Source organism: Arthrobacter sp. fls2-241-R2A-172, from assembly GCF_030208885.1.
Classification (GTDB): Bacteria; Actinomycetota; Actinomycetes; order Actinomycetales; family Micrococcaceae; genus Arthrobacter.
The window spans coordinates 78,502-100,481 of sequence record NZ_JARVTB010000013.1; the positions used below are offsets into that span (position 1 = coordinate 78,502).

The window sequence follows — 21,980 nt, forward strand, 5'->3', positions numbered from 1 at the left end:
GTTACAACAGTGATGTCGGAAGCAGCAGCGAAAGTGTGACAGGGCTGCCCGATTGTTAGAGTCAGTCCGTGCGCGCTGTGATTTTTGATGAAGTCCGGACCCAGCCCGATGTCCGGGAGGTCGACAAGCCCGAGGCCCCTGCCGGGGGCGTTGTGGTGAAAGTACTCGCTACCGGCATGTGCCGCAGCGACTGGCATGCGTGGGCCGGCCACGACGATATTGCCATGCCCCACGTCCCGGGGCATGAGCTTGCCGGGGTGATTTCCGCCGTCGGGCACGGCGTGAAGAACTGGAAGGTGGGCGACCGCGTTACCGTCCCCTTCGTCTGCGGGTGCGGCACATGCGAATGGTGCCTGGCAGGCGACGCGCAGGTCTGCCCGGACCAGCAGCAACCCGGTTTCACCCACTGGGGATCTTTCGCCGAGTACGTGGCACTGCACGCAGCTGACAGCAACCTGGTTGCCATCCCGGACAGTATTGAATTCACGACGGCGGCCAGCCTCGGCTGCCGCTTCGCCACGGCTTACCGGGCATTGGCAGCCCGTGCGCAGGTCAAATCCGGCGAATGGGTGACCGTGGTAGGCGCGGGAGGCGTCGGCCTCAGCGCCGTGATGATCGCAAAAGCCATGGGAGCGAGGGTCATTGCTGTGGACCGGAACCCGTCAGCCCTGGCTGTGGCTGCACGGCTGGGCGCAGAACACACGGTCCTCGCTGATGGCACGGACATCCCCGCCACCGTAAACGTCCTCTCCGGCGGAGGCAGCCACGTGGCGGTGGACGCCGTCGGAAGTGAACAGACCTGCGCCGACGCGATCCTCAGCCTCCGCCGCCGTGGCCGACACGTCCAGATTGGTTTGCTGCCGTCCATCGACGGCAACCCGCAAGTGCCCATGGCAAGGGTGATCGGTTGGGAACTGGACCTGTTGGGCAGCCACGGCATGGCCGCTGTGGACTATCCGGGGATGATGACGCTCATCGAGCAAGGCTCGCTTGAGCCGCAGCTGCTGATCGAACGCACCATCGGGCTGGAAGACGCGGCAGCGCTGTTGCCCGGCTTCGACCAGGCCAGTCCGGCCGGTATGACCATGGTGGACCCGGCCCTCTAATTACCCTCTTGGTTACTGGGCTTCCCGTGCCGGCCGGTTCCGGTATGCCGCGAGGAAGTGCGATATACGGCGCACAGCTTCTTCGATGTCCTCCACTGCCGGCAGGATCACGAAGCGGAAGTGGTCCGGTGTTGGCCAGTTGAAGGCCGTGCCGTGCGAGACCAGGATCTTCTGTTCCTGCAGGAGTTGGAGGACGAACTTCTCGTCGCTTTCGATGGGGTAAATCTCAGGGTCCAACCGCGGGAACAGATACATGGCACCAGCGGCAGGCACGCAGGAAACACCCGGGATGGCCGTCAACAATTTCCACGCCAGGTCCCGTTGTTCGCGCAACCGCCCGCCAGGACGAATGAGGGCCTCGATGCTTTGGTACCCGCCCAGGCAGGTCTGGATGGCGTGCTGCGCCGGAACATTGGCGCACAGGCGCAGGGAAGCCAGCAGTTCCAGGGATTCGCGATACGCGGCAGTGGCGGCAAGCGGCCCGGTCACAGCCACCCAGCCGGCGCGGTAGCCGGGCATGCGGTAGGCCTTGGACAGTCCGCTGAACGTCAGCACGCACACGTCCTCGGCCACCGCTGCGGTGTGGATGTGGGGTGCGTCAACGTAGCGGATCTTCTCGTAGATTTCGTCCGAAAACAGCACCAGGTCATGCTTCCGAGCCAAGGCGGCGAACTGTTCAAGGATGTGCCGCGGGTAGACGGCCCCGGTGGGATTGTTCGGGTTGATGATCACGATACCCTTGGTGCGCGGGGTGATCTTCGCTTCGACGTCGGCCATGTCCGGCCACCAGTTCTCGTCCTCATCGCAGAGGTAGTGGACGGCTTGGCCACCGGTGAACGTCACAGCTGCGGTCCACAGGGGGTAGTCAGGGGCGGGGATGAGGATCTCGTCGCCGTTCTCCATGAACGCCTGGAGGGTCATGGAAATCAGTTCGCTGACGCCGTTGCCGATGAAGAGGTCCTCGACGCCGATGTTCATCAGTCCGCGGGTTTGGTAGTACTGCGAGATGGCGGTGCGGGCGGAGAAGATCCCTTTGGAGTCGCTGTAACCCTGCGCGCCGCGGAGGTGATGGATCATGTCCACCACCACCGACTCCGGCGCCTCCAGGCCAAACGGCGCCGTGTCCCCAAGGTTCATCTTGAGGATCCTGTGACCCTCCGCTTCCATGGCCTTGGCGGCTTGGAGGATAGGACCGCGGAGTTCATAGCGGACGTTCTGGAGTTTGCTGGAGTGCTGCATCGGACGCATGGTTGATCTTTTCATGGGAGCGGCCCCGGGGAGCAAATGATTCCAGAATCAGGTCCAGCGGATGATCAGGGGAAGGCTCCTGGTGCTCGCCGAAACTTCCCGTTCAGTGCCGTCCACGGCAACAGCGAAGTGCTGGAGTTCATCGGTGGATGTCAGCACTTCAAAGTGCCCGGTCGCATCACTGACAGCAGCTGATGCGGATGAGTGGGCGTGGATGTAGGCGTCGGGGATCCCCTTGTTATGTACGTCCACCAGCCGGCCCCGGATCCGGCGGCCTGCACCTGGCGTGCCCGCAGCAGGCTGGGTGGAAGGACCGGACGGTTCCTCGAAGCGGAGGGATACCGGGATGCGCACCAGGAACCCCAGTCCTTGCCGGATGGCGCCGGAGTACTCGTCGAGCTGGAGTTCACCGTTGGAGACCACGGAGTACTGGCTGTGGAGTTCAACAGCCAGCAGCAATTGCTCCATGTTGTCCAGCTGTTCCGGACCGTGGCATTCCACGGCAACCCTCAGTTCCAGGTCCAGGACCGGCCCCTCGCGGCGTGACCTTCCCACCCTGCTGAGGGTTACGGCCCGTACGGTGACTGGAGCGTCCGGTGGCGGAACGACGGCGGTGGGGGACCCGTCGTCGAACCTTACGTGCTGAGGGGCGACGGCGTCGGAAAGTACCCCCAGGAGGTCGGACAGCGACGAACGCACTTGGCCCACGGCAGAACCCCAGCCGGACAGAGATCCACTACATCAACTGGAACAAGGCTACTCCCGCAAATGCCCCTGATGGAGCCTTATTAGGGCACTTTCTGTACAAAGCCGGGGAGGTTCCTCGTAGCCCTTGGCCGCCAGCCGGACTAGGATGGCCCGCATCCAAGGGCAGGCTCGGACTTCCATCGAAGGAGCACACTATGGGCACACTTTCTGTTGACCTTTTCCTCACCCTCGACGGCGTCTACCAGGCACCGGGCGGTCCCGACGAGGACACCTCGGACGGCTTCGAATACGGCGGTTGGCAGGCTGCGTATTCAGACGAAGAGGCCGGCGCCGCGATTACAGCGGGCATCGACCGCATGGACGCGCTCCTCCTGGGTCGAAAAACCTACGACATCTTCGCCCAGTATTGGCCAGAGCAAAGCGGTCACATAGCCGACAAGCTCAATGGCCTGCCCAAGTTCGTGGTCTCGAGCACCCTGGCAGATGCCAAATGGGAAGGGACCACGGTCTTGGCCGAGGCAGAGGACGTGGCGGCGGTGAAGGAACGGTTCAACGACATCCACATCATAGGCAGCGGCGTCCTGGCACGCTCGCTCCTTGAAGCGGACCTCCTGGACAGGCTCAACCTGTACCTCTACCCACTGACGTTCGGAACGGGTAAGCGATTGTTCCCCGACGGCGCGGGCGTGCCCGCCGCCTTCCGGTTGGCCCAGCCACCACAGGCATTTCCCAATGGCGCCATCCTGCTCGCTTACGACCGCGCAGGCGAGCCCGTTACGGGCATTGACATCGGCCAGATGTAGCTGGATCACATCCAACAGAAGCGTTCGACGGCGGGTGCGCACCCGCCGTCGAACGCTTCTGTTTTCTTCTTCTTTGGGTGGGCGCCCGGCATCGTCAGCCGGTTGCCAAGGGCAGCGTAATCCGCATGCACGTGCCTTCCGGGCCTGTGTATGCGACGTCTGCGGTGCCGCCCGCTGCCACGGCAATATCGCGGACCAGCGACAGTCCGATCCCGAAGCTACGCTGCTGTTGGCCCGCGCGTGGGGCGGTTGTCCGGGCGAAACGGTCGAAGATCCGGTCGCGATCAATCCCAGTGATTCCCTGGCCCGTATCGGTGACGGTGATGACCGCCTGGTGGGCGGTCACGTCACTGGCAACCGTGATGTGGCCGCCCGCCGGCGTATGGCCAAGGGCGTTCTCGGCCAGACCGAGGATGGCACGGTGAAGTCGCTGTGGCGTGATCATTGCCCGAGGGTGGCCGGCGCTTGAACAGTGCAGGGTGATGCCCCGGTCCGCTGCCAACTGCTGGAGGCTGTCCACCACTTCCTGGGTGACGTCGGAGATGTTCGTTGGCGCTGCGGCCGGTTCCTGGAGGGAGCCCGTGGCGGATTCGAGGAGTTCGTTGACGATTCCGGTAAGGGCAGCTGTGTCGTCCCGAATCCGCGAGAGTTGCTGGCCGGCAGGTGATTCCGGAGCAGTGCTGCGTTGTGCCACCTGGATTCTGGCATCAAGGATTGCCAAGGGTGTCCGCATCTCGTGGCTGGCGTCCTGGATGAAGCGTCGTTGCAGGGTCAGTGCTTCGCCGAGGGGCCGGATGGCGCTGCGTGCACTGAGCCAGCCAACGCCGCCGGCCAGCAGGATGCCTGCTGCCCCGGCGATGACCATGGCTTTGATCAGGTCTTTGGTGTCGAGATAGGCGTAAACGGCCCCGGGTTCGGCGGGTTCCGTGTTGCCGGCCCGGTTCAGCAGGTAGGCGGTGGCCGCGGCCAGGAGGCAGAGGACCAGCAGGGCGCAGACTGCGCTGATTCGGACCGCGATCTTCAGGGAAGCCTTGCGAAGGATGGCCTGGTCCTGGGACGCGGCCATGGACTGATCAGTCATGCGCTTCGCCTATCTGGTAACCCACCCCGTGGACGGTACGGATGACCGACCTGGCGACTTTTCGCCGGAGGTGATGGACGTGGGTGTCAATGACACCTGGCAGGTCACCCTGGCTGTCAGTGGCGACAATCAGCTCCTCCCTGGTGAACACCCGGTCCGGCTCGGCAGCAAGAACCGACAGCAACTCCGATTCGGTCGCGGTCAAGGAGGCAAGGAAGCCGTGAATGGAGCGCATGGACCTGGTGGTGGGGTCCAGTTCCCAGTCGCCGATAACAGTGGTCCGGGGCGCCTGGTGGTAGGTGCGGGTCAAGGCCCTCAGCCGCGCTCCCAATTCCATGGCGTCGAAGGGCTTGGTCATGTAGTCATTCGCGCCGGCATCGAGCCCCCGGACCTTCTCGTCCACAGCGCCCAGGGCGGTGAGGATGAGGATTGGGGTGGCGAAACCCTTGGAACGGAGCGCGGCGATCAACGAGATGCCATCCAGGCCCGGAAGCCCCCGGTCGATCACCATCGCATCCCAGCCTCCCATCAGTGCCTGCCGCAAACCCTCACGGCCGTCGACGGCGATGCGTACCTGGTAGTCGGGCTCAAGGAGCTCGGCGATCAGGGGTCCCAAGGCAGGATCGTCTTCCACCAGCAGGACGGACAGCTTGGAGTCAGTGATCACGGATCTATTCTTGCGCGGAGGAGGACTCCGATGCGCGGGCACGCCTGTGTTTGAGGTATTCGATGCCCCAGGGCAGCACAGACACCAACACCATGACCACGGCTATGACGTCGATGTTCTTTGCGATGACCTCGAAATGGCCCAACCAGGAGCCAAGGAGGGTAACGGAGCTCGCCCAAAGGATCGCACCCGTGATGTTCCAGAGGGCAAAGGACTTGTAGTGATACCGGGCGATTCCTGCGCTAAGGGGCGCAAAGGTGCGCACCACCGGCACGAAGCGGGCAAGGATCAGCGCGGGGCCGCCACGACGTCTGAAGAAGTCTTCGGCCTTTGCCAAATGTGACGTTTTCAGGACCCGGGCATCATCGGAGAACCACCGGCGTCCGAAGCGGCGTCCCAACAGGTAGCCCACCTGGTCGCCCGCTATGGCGGCCACTGTCACCACCGTAATCAACACAGGAAGTGTCAGGTTCAATTGCTGGTGAAGGAGTCCGGCAGTGAAGAGCAACGAGTCACCTGGCAGGAACGGGAACAGGACCCCCGATTCAATGAAGATCATCAGGGCCACCACTGCGAGGGTTGCCGGACCCAAGCCCTGCAGCAGGCTGGCGGGATCCAGGATGGGGAGGAGCTCGGTACGGTTCAGCGCAGGCGCCAAGGCAAAGGGATCCATAAGGGACTCTTTCATTTGGGGGTGCGTCGGGACATTGCGCGGGAACGGATGGCGGTCGTGACGGAAGGTGCGTAGCGGTTCCAGATTCCGGCCATGATCATCACCGCCGCAATTGATGCAGGGAGTGAGGCAATAACGTCCAGCGGGTAATGGGCCCCGATGTACACGCGGGACCAGGCAACCACAACAGTCACGACCGCCCCCGCGCAGAGGGCAGGCTTCGCCCATCGTGTTTCACGGACCAGAAAGAACACTGCCAGCGTCAGTGCGACGGCCAGGCACGTGTGGCCGCTGGGAAAGCTGTTGGATACAGGTTCCGGTACCAAGGGATCGAACAAAAGGGCAGGGTCCGGCCTGATCCTGCCAATAACCGCCTTGAACACTTGGCACGTCAACCACCCGGAGGCCACTGTGAGCGAAAAAAGTGCTGCATCCTGCGGGGAACGTCGGATCAGTGCGAGATACAGACTGACAACGATCACGATTACCGCGCCCGCGACCGGGCCGAAAAGCACGTTCAAAACCAAGGCAAGCCCCGTCAGCACGGATGAGTGGTGACGGCTGAAGTCATCGTCAACAGCCAGTTCAGCCAGGGTCAGCCCAGGAACTGCCTGGATTGCCCACCCCGCCAAGACGACGGCCGCCGCGAGTACCAGCCCTATGGCCAGCCAGTGTTTCGGTGCGGGCAGAGGCTTGAAGCGCACGGGATGCGGTGTGGACTGCTGAATCATGGAACCCCTCGACAGGACGAATCGTTTCTTCGATTCTGCGCCGAGGGTTTTAAGAACCCGTTAAGAATTGCCCCGGTCCGCCCCGCGCCACCACGCCATGGTTGTGGCGGCGGCTTCCGGCAGGGGAGTTGGGTCCAAGCCCAGCATCCGCTGGCTTTCGGAGGAATCCATCACGAATGGGCGCTCAAACTGATACAGCAATTCAGCCAGTTCGCGCATATCGGTTGAGACCAGTCCGGCGGCCCGCAGTACCCAACCTGGGACGGCGCTCACCTTCGGCGTCGTCAGGCCCGCCGCGCGTGCGTGCGCAACCGCGATTTCCCGCTGTGTCACGGCGGCGCCGGTGGGGGCATGCAGCACGCTGTTCCAGACTTCGGGCTTCCCCGCGGCAGCGATCATGGCCGCAGCGAGGTCCGGTACGTAGGTGAATGAATGGGGCTGGTTCGCGCTGCCAATGAACTGCAGCCGTTTGCCCGACAGGATCGGCGTGACCATGCGCTCGCCGGCATGTGCCATCTTCACGCGCGGCCCAAAGAAGTCACCCGCCACTACGCTCACGGTGTTTGCCGCGTGCTCGCGTCGAGCCTTCAGCAGCGCCGTCCGGATACCGCGCTTCCCACCGGCGGCTTCGCGGGGACTCGATTCGGTCATGATGCGTTCGGGCTCACTGTACGAGTACAGGCTTTCAGGAAATACGACGACGGCGCCCGCGGCTGCGGCTGCGTCCATCACCACTTGCTCGGCTTGGGGGAGTTCCGCTGCCCAGGCCGCCGCCCTGTAGGCGGATCCGTGGATGCAGTGGAAGACGGCCGTGGCACCGGCGACGGCTTCCTTGAGCTGGTCGGGATGGGATGCATCGACGCGCATCTTTTCCACCAGGGGATGGTCCGGGCCGCTGCCCGAGCGGGTCAAAACGCGTACGGGGTGCCCGAGACCTGCGAGTTGCTCCGCGATGGTGTAGCCAACGGGCCCTGCTCCTGTGACGACGTACATGGTGGCCTTCTTTCTCATTCTTCCAGTGGATTTCAAAACAAGAGCAGTGCTCTCTGAATCCAGAATGACGACTATTTTACACAAAGTCAAGAGCAGTGCTCTTGTTTGTTGACGCCGCTCTCCTTTGTGGCAAGCTAGGGGCATGACGTCAGCTGCGACCAAGGCCAAGCCCCCAACTCCCAGGGAGCGCGCCCGCGCCCAAACCATTGCGGACATCATCCGGCTCGGCCGTGAGCACTTGGCCCTCCACGGCGCTGCGGCACTGTCCCTCCGCGCAGTGGCCAGGGATCTCGGAGTCGTGTCCTCAGCCGTCTATCGCTACGTCGAGAACCGCGACGAGCTCCTCACCCTCCTGCTCATCGACGCGTACAACGAGCTCGGCGACCATGTAGACGCCGCCGTGGAGGCCGTTCCTGGCGCCGATTTCGCCGGGCAGTTCCGGGCACTCGGCAACGCTGTCCGATCGTGGGCGCTTCGTGAACCGGCCAGCTACGCCCTGCTTTTCGGTAGCCCCGTCCCCGGCTACCAGGCGCCGGGCGAGCGCACCACCGTCCCTGGAACCCGTGTCATCGTCCGTCTCGTGGGCATCTTTGACGCCGCATACCGCGCCGGCGCCATGAACGCCGAGGTGAGTCCCGCCGTCGTCGTTCCTCCGGCCCTGGCCAAAGACCTGGCGGCCATCCGCGAAGACCTGAACCTCACAGCTCCCGACCCTTCCCTGGCGCGGGGCGTGCTGGTCTGGACGTCCGTGTTCGGGGCCGTTAGTTTCGAGGTCTTTGGGCAGTATGGTGCCGATACCTTTGCTGCCCGGGATGAGCTTTTTGAACACCAACTGGGCGTCCTCCAGGGCGTCGTAGGGCTATAAGCCGCGAACGGTAAAGTATTCAGATGGTTCGTGGACTGGCTGACATCGGGGCGGAGGGCGTGCTCCTCGCCGGAGCGGGCCGCGCAATCCTCCTGCAGATCGCCGACCCCAGGGTGGGTCACGGCGTGGCTGAGCACAGCAACTTCGCCGAGCGCCCCATGGACCGTCTCCGCGCCACCATGACCTACGTGTACGCGGTGGTCTATGGCTCGGAAGACCAGCTGAAGGCTGTCCGCCGGGCCGTCAATCGTGCCCATGCCCCGGTCCGGCGCGGACCCGACGCCACCTCCAGCGGGTACAGCGCCTTCGACGCGGAGTCCCAACTTTGGGTGGTTGCCACCCTTTACGACACAGCAGTTACCGTGTACGAGCAGGTCCACGGACCGCTCGACGACGACGCTGCCGACCGCATCTACCGCGAGTATGCGCGGATCGGGACAGCCCTGCAGCTCCCGGCGGACAGCTGGCCGGCCGACCGGGCCGCCTTTGCCGCCTACTGGGACTCCCGTGTGCGGGGACTTCAACCGGACGACAAAGCGGTCAGGGTCGCGCGGGACCTCCTCTACCCGGCGGGCGGCCCACAACTCCTGCGCCTGGCGATGCCCTTTGCCCGGTTCCTCACGGCCGGCCTGCTGCCTGATCATGTGCGTGCCGGTTTCGGGTTCGACTGGGGGCCGGCCCGAGCCCGGCGTTTCGAGCGGACCATGCGGATGGTTGGCCGTCTCTACCCTCGGCTGCCCCAGCGGATCCGGCATTGGCCGCGCGACTACTACCTGGGCCAACTCGGAGCCGCTCCGAAGGGCGGCAATGCGTAACTCCACCCCGGTTGAACAGGCCATCGACAACCTCGCCCACCGGTATCTGGACGGCAGGAAGGGCAGCCGCTTGCAGTCCGGGCTCACCGAGTTCGTGGTGTTCGGGCTGAAGCAGGCCTGGGCTTGCGTGTTCGGTGCAGCGCTGCTCGCGGTGATCATCGCCGTCCGTCTTTGGTACCCCGACAACGCCGCTCTCGCCCGGAACGACTTCCTCACCCTTGCCGCCGTCGTCATCCAGGTCCTGATGATCACGTTCAGGCTGGAGACGCTGCGGGAGCTGCGTGTCATCCTGCTGTTCCACGTGGTGGGAACGGTCATGGAGTTGTTCAAAACCGACGTTGGCTCCTGGGCTTACGAGGCCGAGGGCCTCCTCCGGATCGGCGCCGTCCCGTTGTTCAGCGGCTTCATGTACGCGGCCGTGGGTTCCTATATGGTGCGCGTTTTCCGCTTGTTCGATCTCCGCTTTGACAGGTATCCCCGACGGTGGATCACGGCCCTTGTGGCAGGGGCGATCTACGTGAACTTCTTCTCGCACCACTACATCGTTGACCTGCGCTGGGTGCTGCTCGCCGCCGTCGTTCTTGTCTACGGACGGTGCGTGATGCACTTCCGGGTGTTCCGGCGTCGCTTCCGCATGCCCATCCTGGTGTCCTTCCTGCTGGTGGCGCTGTTCATCTGGTTCGCCGAGAACATCGGCACGTGGTCGCGCGCTTGGCTTTATCCGAACCAACTGAACGGCTGGCAGGCCGTCTCGATCGACAAGCTCCTGGCTTGGTTCCTGCTGATGATCATCTCGGTGGTGCTGGTGGCGTGGGTGTACAAACCCGAGCCGCTTGCCACTGGCGAAGGCGCGGTTGTTCCTAATCTTCGCCGCGTAACGCCTTGAGCGCCGCACGCCGGGCTTGGAGCAGGGGCTCGACGTCGGCTACCCGCGTCAGGCTTATGGCTTCCGGTTCCGGCGGGTTGCGTTGGGCGTCGATGACGACCCATCTGTTTCTTACTGCCGCATAAGGGTCGTGTGTCGTGGTGACCACCTCAATGTACTGGCCTTGGCATCCGGGGGATGGGTCACCGTGGCTGACGGTGCCCTCGCTGTTGTCCAGTTGCCAACCGCCCAGCATTGCGGCGCCTCCCCACTCGGTGATCCGGAACAGCGAGAGGGCCGCGGCGCCGTCCCTGATCGCTTGTTCCATGCGGTCATTCAGCGCCCAGAATTCGTCCGGCGGCAGGTAACCCGTGAACTCCATTGCGTTAGTTTGTCAGTTCACCGTGGGCGAAACCAGCCCTGCAGCCGCGTAATTACGGGAGTTTTGTGGGTGGGTGAGCCAAAGTTGAGCGCACCTGACTCAACTTTGGATTGACATCTTTCTGAGCCTGAGTACAGTTGAGTGCAGAACGCTCAACTAGCCGATTGTTGAGCAAGCTCCGGCACGACAACCGCCCAGCGGACCGATGCCGGACGCAATCTCCAACATCGGCCATTGAAAGGAAACAAGATATGTCACGTGCAGTAGGTATCGACCTCGGAACAACCAACTCCGTGGTCTCTGTTCTCGAAGGTGGCGAGCCCACCGTCATCGCCAACGCTGAAGGCGGCCGCACCACGCCGTCCGTCGTTGCGTTCTCCAAGTCCGGTGAAGTCCTGGTTGGCGAAATCGCCAAGCGCCAGGCCGTCAACAACATCGACCGCACCATCGCTTCCGTCAAGCGCCACATGGGCACCGACTGGACCGTCGCCGTCGATGACAAGAAGTACACGCCGCAGGAAATCTCCGCCCGTATCCTCATGAAGCTCAAGAACGACGCCGAGAGCTACTTGGGTGAAAAGGTCACCGACGCTGTGATCACCGTTCCGGCCTACTTCAACGACGCCGAGCGCCAGTCCACCAAGGAAGCCGGCGAAATCGCAGGCCTCAACGTCCTCCGCATCGTCAACGAGCCCACCGCGGCTGCACTGGCATACGGCCTGGACAAGGGTAAAGAAGACGAACTCATCCTGGTCTTCGACCTCGGTGGCGGAACCTTCGACGTTTCCCTCCTGGAAGTTGGCAAGGACGAAGACAACTTCTCCACCATCCAGGTCCGCGCAACCGCCGGTGACAACCGCCTCGGTGGCGACGACTGGGACAACCGCGTTGTCGAGTGGCTCCTGAGCCAGCTCAAGGTCAAGGGCATCGACCTCTCCAAGGACAAGATCGCCCTGCAGCGTCTGCGTGAAGCTGCGGAGCAGGCCAAGAAGGAACTGTCCTCCTCCACCAGCACCAACATCTCCCTCCAGTACCTCTCCGTCACCCCCGATGGCCCGGTCCACCTGGACGAGCAGCTGACCCGTGCCAAGTTCCAGGACCTCACCAAGGACCTGCTGGACCGCACCAAGAAGCCGTTCCACGACGTCATCGCCGAAGCCGGCATCAAGGTTTCCGACATCGACCACATCGTCCTCGTCGGTGGCTCCACCCGTATGCCTGCTGTCTCCGAGCTCGTGAAGGAACTCGCCGGCGGCAAGGAGCCCAACAAGGGCGTCAACCCGGATGAAGTCGTAGCCGTCGGTGCTGCACTCCAGGCCGGTGTCCTGAAGGGTGAGCGCAAGGACGTCCTCCTCATCGACGTCACCCCGCTGTCCCTCGGCATCGAAACCAAGGGTGGCGTCATGACGCACCTGATCGAGCGCAACACCGCCATCCCCACCAAGCGTTCGGAAACCTTCACCACCGCTGACGACAACCAGCCGTCCGTGGCCATCCAGGTCTTCCAGGGCGAGCGTGAATTTACCCGCGACAACAAGCCGCTGGGCACGTTCGAACTGACCGGCATCGCTCCGGCGCCGCGTGGTGTTCCGCAGGTCGAGGTCACCTTCGACATCGACGCCAACGGCATTGTCCACGTGTCCGCCAAGGACAAGGGCACCGGCAAGGAACAGTCCATGACCATCACCGGTGGCACTGCACTGTCCAAGGACGACATTGACCGCATGGTCCGTGAAGCCGAGGAGCACGCAGCAGAGGACAAGGCACGCCGCGAAGCTACGGACACCCGTAACTCCGCTGAGCAGCTCGCCTACTCCGTGGACAAGCTGATCGCCGACAACGACGACAAGCTGCCTGAAGAGGTCAAGACCGAGGTCAAGGCCGACGTCGACGCCCTCAAGTCGGCGCTGGAAGGCACCGACGACGCCGCCGTCAAGACAGCGTTTGAGAAGCTGCAGGCTTCCCAGACCAAGCTGGGCGAAGCAATCTACTCGCAGGCCTCCGCAGCTGATGCTCCGGGCGCCGGTGCAGAAGGTGCACCTGCCGGCGAGCAGGCTGCGGCTGACGAGGACATCGTCGACGCCGAGATCATCGACGAAGACGAAGCGAAGAAGTAGCCATGCCTCATCACGGCAACGAAGCAGAGCACTCTGAAGGCAACGAGCCGCGCAAGCCGGTCATCCGGGACAACCGCAAGGTTGACCCGGAAACCGGGGCGGCCCGCCACCCTGAGGGCGAAGCCGCGGCTCCTGCCGAAGGCAACGCTGCTCCCACGGACGGTGACGCCCTCTCCCAGGCTGAGGAAATCCTCAACGGGGTAGGGGTGCCGGCTGCAGAGTCGGTAGCCTCCGGTGCCGCAGCTGAAGCCCAGGCCGCCGAACTCCGCAACGACCTCCTCCGCCTTCAGGCTGAGTACGTCAACTACCGCAAGCGCGTTGAACGCGACCGGGCCGTAGCGGGAGAGATGGCCGTCATCGGCGTCCTGAACTCCCTCCTGCCGGTGCTCGACGACATCGACGCTGCACGCCAGCACGGTGACCTCGAAGACGGCCCCTTCGCCGCCATCGCCACCAAGCTGGAGACCGCGCTGAAGACGTACGGACTGGAGCGCATCGCGGAAACGGGTGTCGAATTCGACCCCACCGTCCACGAAGCACTCATTCAGCAGCCCGGCGAGGACATCCAGGTGGACACGGTCAGCCAGGTCCTGCGCTCCGGATACCGCTCAGGAGAGCGTGTCCTGCGTGCAGCCCAGGTGATCGTCGCGGTTCCCGCTTAGTCCCACCGCGAAGCGAGACAAGGGGCCCCGCCCCTACGCGTGGCGGCTTTAGTCCTACGGACTTAGCCGCCACGCTCCGGCAGGCCCGAAGCCACTCCCGGGCCCCTTGTCTCGCTCCGCTCCGGCGGTTGACTCGCCTAAGGTGGGTGGACGCAGGTGCTTGTTTATTGATTTGAAAGGAAACGCTCTTGGCCAGCCAGGACTGGGTTGAAAAGGATTTTTACGCGATCCTTGGTATCGCCAAGGACGCGTCCGACGCGGATATCAAGAAGGCTTACCGCAAGCTTGCCCGCCAGTACCACCCGGATACCAATTCCGGGGATGCTGCTGCAGAAAAGCGGTTCAAGGACATTTCCGAGGCCTACTCGGTGTTGTCGAGTCCTGAGGACCGGCAGCAGTACGACGCCATCCGTGCCATGGGCGGCGGTGCCAGATTCGCCCCGGGCGCCGGCGGCCGGGGCGGCGCGGGAGGCAATGGCGGGTTCGAGGACCTGTTCGGTGGCCTGTTCGGCGGCGGACCGGGTGCCCGCCAGCCCCAAGGCGGCGGTATTCCTCCGGAATTCGCCGACCTTTTCGGTGGCGGATTCGGCGGGGCCGGGCAGACCGGCTTCCAACGGGCGCCTCAAAAAGGCTCGGACCGCACCGCCACCACGACCATCTCGTTCGCCGGCTCCATCAAGGGCACCACTGTGAGCCTGCGTGAAAGTAACGGCAACATCATCGACGTGAAGATTCCCGCCGGCATCAAAGATGGCCAGAAGGTCCGCCAGCGGGGCAAGGGCAATGTTGGTCCGGCCGGCAACGGCGACCTCATCATCACCGTCAACGTGAAGCCGCACGATTTCTTCCAACGCGACGGCAACAACATCCGTATCCACGTGCCCGTCACGTTCGCGGAAGCCGCGCTTGGCGCCACCATTGAGGTTCCCACGCTCGACGGCGACACCGTCAAAGTGCGCGTCCCGGCGGGCACGCCCTCGGGCCGCACCCTGAGGGTCAAGGGCCGTGGCGTGAAGACGTCCAAGGCCACCGGCGACCTGCTGGTGACCATCGACGTCGCGGTTCCGCAGAACCTCAACAAAGAAGCGGAGGAAGCCGTGAAGGCTTTCGCTGCGGCCACCACCGACGCTGATCCCCGTCACGACCTGGCCGCAAAGGCCCGGTTGTAAGGAGGCGGTGATGGGCATCGACGTCAACCAGCCGATCTTCGTCATCTCCGTTGCTGCGGAGCTTGCCGACATGCATCCGCAGACGTTGCGCCAGTACGACCGGCTGGGCATCGTCTCGCCCAGCCGTGCGCCGGGCAAGTCCCGCCGCTACTCGCAGAACGACGTCAACAAACTGCGGGAGGTCCAGCGCCTCTCGCAGTCCGGCGTCTCACTTGAAGGCATCAAGCGCATCCTCGACCTCGAAAACCAGGTTGCTGCCCTGCAATACCGGGTAGCTGAACTGACAGAGGAACTGACCCGCCGTCGCGCGACAGGGGACGCCCGCATCTTCGCGGCGGGAGCTGCAGGCGACGTCGTCTCGCTGGCGCGTGGCCAGCGTCCCCGGGCGCGCTCCCAAGCCGTTGTGGTCTGGAGGCCGCGGCAGGGTGAAAGCCGCTAGGCGGTCACCGTGTCGGCATGCCGGTGGGCCACTTTCCATTCCCCATCCTCACGGCGGTAGACTTGGGTGGCTCGGAGGACATACTGACGTGGTTCGCCGTTGATCGAGGCCGAGGTGTGCTCCAACCCGGCGGTGTAGGCCATGTCTCCTATGACGTCGTAGGCCTGAAGGTCGAAGCTGTACGAGAGGCAGTCAGAGAAACTCTCCGCCAGCGCCGCAAAGAGTTCGTCCAACTCCTGCTGGCCGTGGGCGTCACGGAACGCGCCGAGCACGCTGACGGGCTCGTTCCGTGACCAGATCGCCCGGCGTGCAGAGGCATCGCCGTTATGGAGGTCAAGTTCCGCTTGATAAAGGGTGGACCTGACCCATCCAAGGAATTCTTCGGTCCCGCTCATGCCTCCAGTATGCGCCTGTCTAGCGCTGCCGGTCCCAGCTGACCACAACGCGTACAGCCCCGTTTTCGGTGCGTTCCACCTTGGTGATGATCTGCTGTTCAGCTGCACCCATGGCCCTGATCTGCTGCCGATAGTCCTCGATATGCGCCTGCAAGGACTCTTCCGTCCATTCGCCCGGCCGCATCCGGGTCGAAATCTCCACTGGTTCCTCGCGGACCAGGATCTCCTCGGGCTCGCTCGGCGGGGCAGGTTCCGGCGTCCGCTGGGGCACCAGCATGCGGAAGGCGAAAACTCCGCCCGCCACGCCTGCGACCAGGCCGGCCGCGATGAGCCAGAGCGTTCGCCGGGGTCCGCGGCCCGCGGGGGTGGTTTTCTGAAGCGCCGTATTCTTTGCAGCTTTGTGTGCCATGGGAATTCAACTTTCCTGTCGGCGATCTGTGTCCGTGCTCGTGGCGCAATGGGCCCGCAGTTCCAGCGTATGCATATTCAGGAGCTGGAGGAACCCGCGGCAGGTGGAACAGCAAGAACCTGTCCCAGGGAACCTGTGGCACACGCACCGAATCGGGCAGATAATGAAGGCATGGCACGGCAAGCAGCGCACGTGCTGATGGCCTGAGCATCGACGCCTTGTCGCGGACCTGCTCGTGTGGTGAGGAACTCCGGTGTCGTTGTCGGAAGAAGAACGCAGGAGCTTGGAGGAGCTGGAACGGGATCTTGCTGCAACGGATCCCGAACTCGCCTCCCAGCTGACGTCGGGCCGCCCGCGAGGAGAAATGGCCCGCATCATCCTGGGGAGCCTGGCTGTCCTTGCCGGGTTCGTGATGGTGATCGCGGGGATCATGACCCAGCTGGTGTTCCTGGGCGTAATGGGTTTCCTGCTTGCCAGCGCAGGAGCCTACTGGCTTTTCGCCAGGGCACCCCTTCGGCGGCGGATCCAACGGCACGACGGCGAAGCCGCACCCTAGTCGGCGCTTCCGCGCCGCTTGTTGGGCTGCTTAGGGAGCCGGGGGCACGGGCGGCTTGATGGGCTCAGCCGGTCGCTTGGCTGGCTCGGGTTCGCCCGGAGGCACCATGGCGCGCCACGCCAGTACGGCTGCCGCGCCGACAACAGCTGCGGCCAGCGCCACCAACAAACCACCACGACGGGAGCGCCGCTGCGGGGCTTTCCGGCTCAACGCCTGGGTGGCCCGCTTAACGGCACGTGCGGCAGTTCGTTGGGCTTCCTTGGCCGTCTTCCTGTTTCCGGTCAGGGTGAGCATCACGCCGTGGACAACGGACGGGACATCGGCGTGGTTGATCCGGGACAACGCCCATCCAACCACTGCCTCGGTTTGCGCGGATGTGCCTTCGGCGGCGTGGCCTACCCATTCGCGGGCCAGGTCCTGTGCAGCGGGAATGATGTTCTGTGCTTTGTTCATGGTGCGCCCCTAACGGAGTAGATGGCTTCGTGTGCCAGCCTACGCTGGAGTCCCATGGGCCAACAGATGCCAGACCCGGTTCCCGGGCTAGTCGCGGACCACGGCCGCCAGCTCCACCGGGTTCTCCAAGCCGGCCCACGTGCCGCTGAGAGTCAGCTCTCCGTGCAACTCGGGCGCAGCAGCAGAGTTCGCGGAGACATCGGCGGCCACATCCAGGACCCTGGCTACTTTCAGCCTCAACCCGCCCGCATCAATAATCGTCACGCCACTGCCCGATACCGGCGCCGAAGCACTCAGGGCGGGTACGCCGTCGTCGAGCTGTCCGCTGCCCTTGACCGTAACGGTGCTGGGGCGCGGTTCGGGCTCGCCGTCGACGAACTGCTCAGCTTCCCGTTGGCCTGTCAGGATCGCAGTTGCGAGGGCCTTGACGTAGATGGGGTCAGCGCAGGCGTCGTACACCCAGCGCTTGCCCAGGACCGAGTGCTCCATGGTTCCGATCAGCCAGTCCTCGGCGCCCGCGAGTTCGTAACCGCGGTAGCTGAGGGGGACCTGGTAGATGCGCTCACCAGCAGTGACCACATGGGTTTCGAGGCCCACTTCGCCTGCGGGATCGTCAAAGCGGTAGGCGCCAATGAGCTCCGGCGTGCCGTCCTGGATGAACCAAGGTTGGTTCGGCAGGTAATCAGCGATGAGTTCGAGCTTGGACGGGGACAGGGTTGCCTTGTGAATGATCGCCATGGTCTCCAGCCTAGGGCAGGGGACTGCGGTCCCTGGCCCCCTGCACCGATGGCTGGCGCACGAGTGACCCGGATGCGGCGCCCACCATTCCCTCCACCGCGCGGGCCAGGTGGCTGCCGCGGTCGTTGACGCCGTCCCAGCGGACCAAGGCCTGCGCGTTCAGGCCGTCCACCATGCCCAGGATCTGCCAGGCGACGGCGGCTGCATCGGAAACGTTGAATGCCCCGGATGCGTTCCCGTCCTCAACCACTCCTTGGAAAACCTTCTGCCAGGCGTCCATTTGCTCGCGGACGGAGGCGGCCAGGGCTTCGTTGCGGCGCCCCAGCGTCCAGGCTTCAACCCAGATGGCCGTGACATCGAGCCTGCTGTTGTCCAGGAGCGTGTCCACCAGCAGGCTGAGCCGTTCGGAGGGCCCGGGGAGCTGACTCAACAGGGCTGCGATTTCCTGTGTCTCCGCAGCCACGATGGTGGCAAACGTGTTGGAAACGAGCGCGTCCATGTTGGGCTGATAGTGCGCCACCAGGCCCGAGGCGACTCCTACGCGGGCGGCTACATTGCGCAGCGTCAGCGCGGTGAGGCCCGTCTCCAGTGCGATCTGGCGGGCGGCTTCCGTGATTTCTGTGGCGCGTTCTGCCGGCGACTTCCGGACCGCGCGCTTCTGTGGAGTTCTTGACATCAAGGACCAGTCTAGATTACCTTTTCAGCATTATTGATCGTTCGATCAACAAGACAATGAAACGCAGACGAAGGAGTCACCCATGGCTTGGAAAATGCCAGCCGAAACCGCGCCGCATGAACGCACTTGGATGGCTTTTCCGCGCCCCGGACTGACCCTCGGCGACGACGCCGCCTCCGCTGAAGAGGCCTACGCGGCCTGGACCGCCGTCGCGCATGCCGTGGCAGAATTCGAACCTGTCACCATGGTGGTTGACCCGAGCGAGCGCCAGCGCGCTGCCCGGATGCTGGGCAGCGGCATCGAGCAGGTCGAGGCTCCGCTGGATGAGTTCTGGATGCGCGACGTCGGACCTACCTTTGTGCTGGATGACGATCGTCCCGGCGTGCTTGGCGCCGTGGACTGGATCTTCAACGGCTGGGGTGCGCCGGCGTGGTCCGAATGGCAGAAGAGCGCAGGAATGGGACGCTTCGTCGCGGAACACTCCGGCGCCGAACTGGTCAGCTCGCTGCTGGTCAACGAGGGCGGCGCCATCCATGTAGACGGCGAAGGCACCGTGCTCGTCACCGAAACCGTGCAGCTGGACAAGGGCCGAAATCCGTATGCGGACAAGGCCGCAGTTGAGGCTGAACTGGCCCGCACCATCGGAGCCGCCAAGGTCATTTGGGTTCCCCGCGGACTGACCCGTGACTACGAGGACCTGGGCACGCGGGGCCACATCGACATGGTGGCCACCTTGCCCACTCCCGGCCGTATCCTGCTGCATTCCCAGACCAACCCGGAGCACCCGGACCACGAGGTCAGCCGCAGCCTCCAGGAATTCCTGGAAACGCAGACAGACGCGGTGGGCAAGCCCTTCGAGATTGTCCCTCTGCCGGCCCCGGCAACGCTCCGCGACGACGACGGCTTTGTGGACTGGAGCTACGTCAACCACCTGGTGGTCAACGGCGGCGTGATCGCCTGCGGTTACGGCGAAGAACGGGCTGACTCCCTTGCCGCAGAAATCCTGGCGGAGGCCTACCCCGGCCGCCGTGTGGTCACTGTGGATGCCCGGCCCATCCTGGCCCGCGGCGGCGGCATCCACTGCATCACCCAGCAGCAGCCGCGTCTCAACCGAACACCGATTGCCGGAGGCGCAGCGTAATGGCTCCATTCGACGTCGTTGAAGCCTCCATTGCGCAACTGCGCGGGGCACTTGAATCGGGTGAGGTGACCAGCGAGGAACTGACCCAGGCATACCTTGACCGCATTGAGGCCTACGACCACAACGGCATCAAACTCAACGCCTTGGTGGTCATGAACCGCGATGCGCTGGCGGATGCCCGGGCATCGGACAAACGTCGGGCGCAGGGGGCGGCGCTCGGACCGCTGGACGGCATCCCCTACACAGCCAAGGACAGCTACCTGGCCAAGGGGCTCACTGCCGCCGCCGGCTCGCCTGCCTTCGAGAATCTGGTGGCGCAGCGCGATGCGTTCACCATCGAACGGCTCAGGGATGCCGGTGCTGTGCTGATCGGCCTGACCAACATGCCGCCCATGGCCAACGGCGGCATGCAGCGTGGCGTGTACGGACGCGCCGAAAGTCCCTACAACTCGGACTTCCTGACGGCAGCGTTCGGTTCCGGTTCATCCAACGGCTCCGGCACCGCGACAGCGGCCAGCTTCGCGGCCTTTGGCCTGGGCGAGGAGACCTGGTCAAGTGGCCGCGCACCGGCGTCGAACAATGCTTTGTGCGCCTACACGCCCTCCCGCGGCGTTATCTCGGTGCGCGGCAACTGGCCGCTGGTCCCCACCATGGACGTCGTGGTGCCGCACACCCGCACCATGGCCGACATGCTGGAACTCCTGGACGTGATCGTGGCCGACGACGCTGAGACGCGGGGTGATTTCTGGCGCGCACAACCGTGGGTTGAGATCCCGAAATCGTCCGAGGTCCGGCCGGAGTCCTACGTGGCGCTCGGTTCGGAAACGCTCGACGGCGGGCGGTCGGCTTTGCGGGGCAAGCGCTTCGGCGTGCCACGCATGTACATCAATGCAGACCCCGACGCCGGAACCAGCGAGCAGCCGGGGATCGGCGGGCCTACCGGGCAGCGCATTGAGACACGCGCTTCCGTGATTGACCTCTGGGAAGCTGCGAAGCGGGACCTGGAAGCTGCCGGAGCTGAAGTGGTTCTGGTGGACTTCCCCGCGGTCTCCAACTACGAAGGCGACCGGCCCGGCGCGCCCACCATCGCCACCCGCGGACTGGTCAGCTCCGAGTACCTCAAACGTGAAATCGAGGACCTTTCGGCCTGGGCGTGGGACGACTTCCTGCAGGCCAACGGCGATCCCGCCCTCAACAGGCTTGCCAATGTGGATGGCGAGGCCATCTTCCCCCACCCAAAGGGCGCCCTCGCGGACCGCTACACCGGATTCGACGACCACATCGCCGGCTATCCCCGGCAGGTCCGCGAGTACGGTGTCTCCCACTTCACCGAGATCCCCGAGCTGGAAGCCGGAGTGCGCGGCTTGGAGGAGACCCGGCGCATTGACCTGGAGAACTGGATGGACGAGCTCGGACTGGACGCGGTCCTGTTCCCGGCAGCGGCCGGCGTCGGACCTGCCGACATGGACATTAACCCGGCATCGGCGGACCTCGGTTGGCGCAACGGAGTGTGGGTATCCAACGGCAACCTCGTCCCGAGACACCTGGGCATCCCGACGGTCACCGTGCCGATGGGAACCATGGCAGACATTGGCATGCCCGTAGGCCTCACGTTCGCAGGGCGAGCCTACGACGACACGGCACTGCTGACGCTGGCTGCTGCCTTCGAAGCCACGGGCTCGCGCCGGACGGTTCCGCCCCGGACGCCGGCGCTCTAGCGGCTTCGCGGCCGGCAAGCCCGACCTAATGCGTGACCGGGGCCTGGCACTGATTACAATCAAAGGGACGTCGACCACTGAGGGAATCATGAAGAAACTCACCACTGTCCTGATCGCTGCCGGGCTCATCGCCTCGGCATCCGCCTGCGCCGCCCAGCCGCAGCTGACTACAGCAGAAACCTGTGACCGGGTTGGCGTCGCCGCAGCCGGCATCCCGAGCAACCAGAGCAAGACCGCCACGACCCGCGTTGCCAACGCCATCCGGCCCCTGGAGCCGGTGGCTTCCACCGAGATGAAGCCAGTGGTGACCGCGATCCTGGAGTTCATGGATGAGCAGTCCAAGGAAAGCCCGGACGAGGCCAAACTGGCCGAACTTGGTCAGGCCTACCAGGAAGCCGGCACCAAATACGGCGAGCTCTGCCGCGGCTAATGACGCCCGCGGCCTAGCGGCCAAGCCGACTTTGCGGCGTGAAAGGGACCGGTTGATCAACCGGTCCCTTTTGTGTTCCCCCAACGCTCTCTCACATCCCACCCCTTTCGCCCTGACGCTCTCTCACCTAACGGCCCTAA

General features: G+C 64.3%; 26 protein-coding genes. 13 read left to right on the forward strand and 13 right to left on the reverse strand.

What is annotated here, in order from left to right; genetic code table 11:
* The first annotated feature begins 68 nt into the window (after window positions 1-68).
* Window positions 69-1,106 (forward strand): zinc-dependent alcohol dehydrogenase family protein, encoded by a 1,038-nt coding sequence (locus QRM57_RS17670; protein WP_284987538.1) that lies wholly within the window; start codon window positions 69-71, stop codon window positions 1,104-1,106.
* A gap of 12 nt (window positions 1,107-1,118) precedes the next feature.
* Here QRM57_RS17670 and QRM57_RS17675 read toward each other — a convergent pair whose 3' ends face one another.
* Window positions 1,119-2,354: a pyridoxal phosphate-dependent aminotransferase gene (locus QRM57_RS17675; protein ID WP_284987539.1), complete on the reverse strand. Its 1,236-nt coding sequence runs from the start codon at window positions 2,352-2,354 to the stop codon at window positions 1,119-1,121.
* Window positions 2,355-2,402: 48 nt separating this feature from the next.
* Window positions 2,403-3,062, reverse strand: coding sequence for a hypothetical protein (locus QRM57_RS17680; protein WP_257369440.1), 660 nt, complete (start codon window positions 3,060-3,062; stop codon window positions 2,403-2,405).
* A gap of 194 nt (window positions 3,063-3,256) precedes the next feature.
* Between QRM57_RS17680 and QRM57_RS17685 the strand changes: the two genes are divergently transcribed.
* A complete protein-coding gene (locus QRM57_RS17685; protein ID WP_284987541.1) occupies window positions 3,257-3,865 on the forward strand; it encodes a dihydrofolate reductase family protein in 609 nt (202 codons plus the stop codon).
* 94 nt (window positions 3,866-3,959) lie between these two features.
* Here the strand turns inward: QRM57_RS17685 and QRM57_RS17690 are convergent, their stop codons facing one another.
* From QRM57_RS17690 to QRM57_RS17710, 5 genes are read right to left on the reverse strand one after another with little or no spacing between them, the layout of a single operon-like run.
* Entirely contained in the window at window positions 3,960-4,946 is a 987-nt protein-coding gene (locus QRM57_RS17690; protein WP_284987542.1) for a sensor histidine kinase, read from the reverse strand.
* Window positions 4,939-5,613 (reverse strand): response regulator transcription factor, encoded by a 675-nt coding sequence (locus QRM57_RS17695; protein ID WP_284987543.1) that lies wholly within the window; start codon window positions 5,611-5,613, stop codon window positions 4,939-4,941. Before QRM57_RS17695 ends, QRM57_RS17690 begins: the two co-directional genes overlap by 8 nt.
* Before the next feature lie 4 nt (window positions 5,614-5,617).
* Window positions 5,618-6,301, reverse strand: a complete 684-nt coding sequence (locus QRM57_RS17700; RefSeq protein WP_284987544.1) for a DedA family protein — start codon at window positions 6,299-6,301, stop codon at window positions 5,618-5,620.
* Window positions 6,298-7,017, reverse strand: coding sequence for a phosphatase PAP2 family protein (locus QRM57_RS17705; RefSeq protein ID WP_284987546.1), 720 nt, complete (start codon window positions 7,015-7,017; stop codon window positions 6,298-6,300). Before QRM57_RS17705 ends, QRM57_RS17700 begins: the two co-directional genes overlap by 4 nt.
* Window positions 7,018-7,077: 60 nt before the next feature.
* On the reverse strand, window positions 7,078-8,010 hold the full coding sequence (locus QRM57_RS17710) for an NAD-dependent epimerase/dehydratase family protein (RefSeq protein ID WP_284987747.1): 933 nt from the start codon (window positions 8,008-8,010) through the stop codon (window positions 7,078-7,080).
* Window positions 8,011-8,152: 142 nt separating this feature from the next.
* On the opposite strand from QRM57_RS17710, the gene QRM57_RS17715 reads away from it, so the two are divergent.
* Genes QRM57_RS17715 through QRM57_RS17725 form a run of 3 tightly spaced genes read left to right on the forward strand, consistent with a single transcriptional unit; the run spans window position 8,153 to window position 10,576 of the window.
* Window positions 8,153-8,875: a TetR/AcrR family transcriptional regulator gene (locus tag QRM57_RS17715; protein ID WP_284987547.1), complete on the forward strand. Its 723-nt coding sequence runs from the start codon at window positions 8,153-8,155 to the stop codon at window positions 8,873-8,875.
* Between the two features lie 23 nt (window positions 8,876-8,898).
* The gene (locus QRM57_RS17720; RefSeq protein WP_284987548.1) at window positions 8,899-9,690 is read left to right on the forward strand and encodes an oxygenase MpaB family protein; all 792 of its coding nucleotides are present in this window, start codon (window positions 8,899-8,901) and stop codon (window positions 9,688-9,690) included.
* Window positions 9,683-10,576, forward strand: a complete 894-nt coding sequence (locus tag QRM57_RS17725) for a DUF817 domain-containing protein (protein WP_284987549.1) — start codon at window positions 9,683-9,685, stop codon at window positions 10,574-10,576. The genes QRM57_RS17720 and QRM57_RS17725 overlap by 8 nt, the downstream gene beginning before the upstream one ends.
* Here QRM57_RS17725 and QRM57_RS17730 read toward each other — a convergent pair.
* Window positions 10,551-10,937: a hypothetical protein gene (locus tag QRM57_RS17730; RefSeq protein ID WP_284987550.1), complete on the reverse strand. Its 387-nt coding sequence runs from the start codon at window positions 10,935-10,937 to the stop codon at window positions 10,551-10,553. The genes QRM57_RS17725 and QRM57_RS17730 overlap by 26 nt on opposite strands.
* A gap of 251 nt (window positions 10,938-11,188) precedes the next feature.
* Between QRM57_RS17730 and dnaK the strand changes: the two genes are divergently transcribed.
* From dnaK to QRM57_RS17750, 4 genes are all read left to right on the forward strand, one after another.
* Window positions 11,189-13,054: a molecular chaperone DnaK gene (gene dnaK, locus QRM57_RS17735; RefSeq protein WP_284987551.1), complete on the forward strand. Its 1,866-nt coding sequence runs from the start codon at window positions 11,189-11,191 to the stop codon at window positions 13,052-13,054.
* A 2-nt stretch (window positions 13,055-13,056) separates the two neighbouring features.
* The gene (locus QRM57_RS17740; RefSeq protein WP_284987552.1) at window positions 13,057-13,716 is read left to right on the forward strand and encodes a nucleotide exchange factor GrpE; all 660 of its coding nucleotides are present in this window, start codon (window positions 13,057-13,059) and stop codon (window positions 13,714-13,716) included.
* Window positions 13,717-13,904: 188 nt separating this feature from the next.
* Window positions 13,905-14,885: a DnaJ C-terminal domain-containing protein gene (locus QRM57_RS17745; RefSeq protein ID WP_284987553.1), complete on the forward strand. Its 981-nt coding sequence runs from the start codon at window positions 13,905-13,907 to the stop codon at window positions 14,883-14,885.
* A 10-nt stretch (window positions 14,886-14,895) separates the two neighbouring features.
* Window positions 14,896-15,324, forward strand: a complete 429-nt coding sequence (locus tag QRM57_RS17750) for a heat shock protein transcriptional repressor HspR (RefSeq protein ID WP_235517781.1) — start codon at window positions 14,896-14,898, stop codon at window positions 15,322-15,324.
* Here QRM57_RS17750 and QRM57_RS17755 read toward each other — a convergent pair.
* Both QRM57_RS17755 and QRM57_RS17760 read right to left on the reverse strand, forming a co-directional pair.
* Window positions 15,321-15,719: a nuclear transport factor 2 family protein gene (locus tag QRM57_RS17755; protein WP_284987554.1), complete on the reverse strand. Its 399-nt coding sequence runs from the start codon at window positions 15,717-15,719 to the stop codon at window positions 15,321-15,323. The two genes, QRM57_RS17750 and QRM57_RS17755, sit on opposite strands and share 4 nt — an antisense overlap.
* A gap of 19 nt (window positions 15,720-15,738) precedes the next feature.
* Complete coding sequence (locus QRM57_RS17760; RefSeq protein ID WP_284987555.1) at window positions 15,739-16,128, reverse strand: hypothetical protein; 390 nt, start codon at window positions 16,126-16,128, stop codon at window positions 15,739-15,741.
* 253 nt (window positions 16,129-16,381) lie between these two features.
* Between QRM57_RS17760 and QRM57_RS17765 the strand changes: the two genes are divergently transcribed.
* The gene (locus QRM57_RS17765) at window positions 16,382-16,684 is read left to right on the forward strand and encodes a DUF3040 domain-containing protein (protein WP_257369463.1); all 303 of its coding nucleotides are present in this window, start codon (window positions 16,382-16,384) and stop codon (window positions 16,682-16,684) included.
* Window positions 16,685-16,714: 30 nt separating this feature from the next.
* Here QRM57_RS17765 and QRM57_RS17770 read toward each other — a convergent pair whose 3' ends face one another.
* From QRM57_RS17770 to QRM57_RS17780, 3 genes are all read right to left on the reverse strand, one after another.
* Window positions 16,715-17,137: a hypothetical protein gene (locus QRM57_RS17770; protein ID WP_257369464.1), complete on the reverse strand. Its 423-nt coding sequence runs from the start codon at window positions 17,135-17,137 to the stop codon at window positions 16,715-16,717.
* An 87-nt stretch (window positions 17,138-17,224) separates the two neighbouring features.
* Window positions 17,225-17,875, reverse strand: coding sequence for a CG0192-related protein (locus tag QRM57_RS17775; RefSeq protein ID WP_257369465.1), 651 nt, complete (start codon window positions 17,873-17,875; stop codon window positions 17,225-17,227).
* Between the two features lie 10 nt (window positions 17,876-17,885).
* Window positions 17,886-18,551, reverse strand: coding sequence for a TetR/AcrR family transcriptional regulator (locus QRM57_RS17780; RefSeq protein ID WP_284987556.1), 666 nt, complete (start codon window positions 18,549-18,551; stop codon window positions 17,886-17,888).
* An 82-nt stretch (window positions 18,552-18,633) separates the two neighbouring features.
* On the opposite strand from QRM57_RS17780, the gene QRM57_RS17785 reads away from it, so the two are divergent.
* From QRM57_RS17785 to QRM57_RS17795, 3 genes are all read left to right on the forward strand, one after another.
* Window positions 18,634-19,692, forward strand: a complete 1,059-nt coding sequence (locus tag QRM57_RS17785) for an agmatine deiminase family protein (RefSeq protein ID WP_284987557.1) — start codon at window positions 18,634-18,636, stop codon at window positions 19,690-19,692.
* Entirely contained in the window at window positions 19,692-21,410 is a 1,719-nt protein-coding gene (locus tag QRM57_RS17790) for an amidase (RefSeq protein WP_284987558.1), read from the forward strand. The genes QRM57_RS17785 and QRM57_RS17790 overlap by 1 nt, the downstream gene beginning before the upstream one ends.
* A gap of 88 nt (window positions 21,411-21,498) precedes the next feature.
* The gene (locus QRM57_RS17795; protein ID WP_284987559.1) at window positions 21,499-21,840 is read left to right on the forward strand and encodes a hypothetical protein; all 342 of its coding nucleotides are present in this window, start codon (window positions 21,499-21,501) and stop codon (window positions 21,838-21,840) included.
* The last annotated feature ends 140 nt before the right edge of the window (window positions 21,841-21,980 follow it).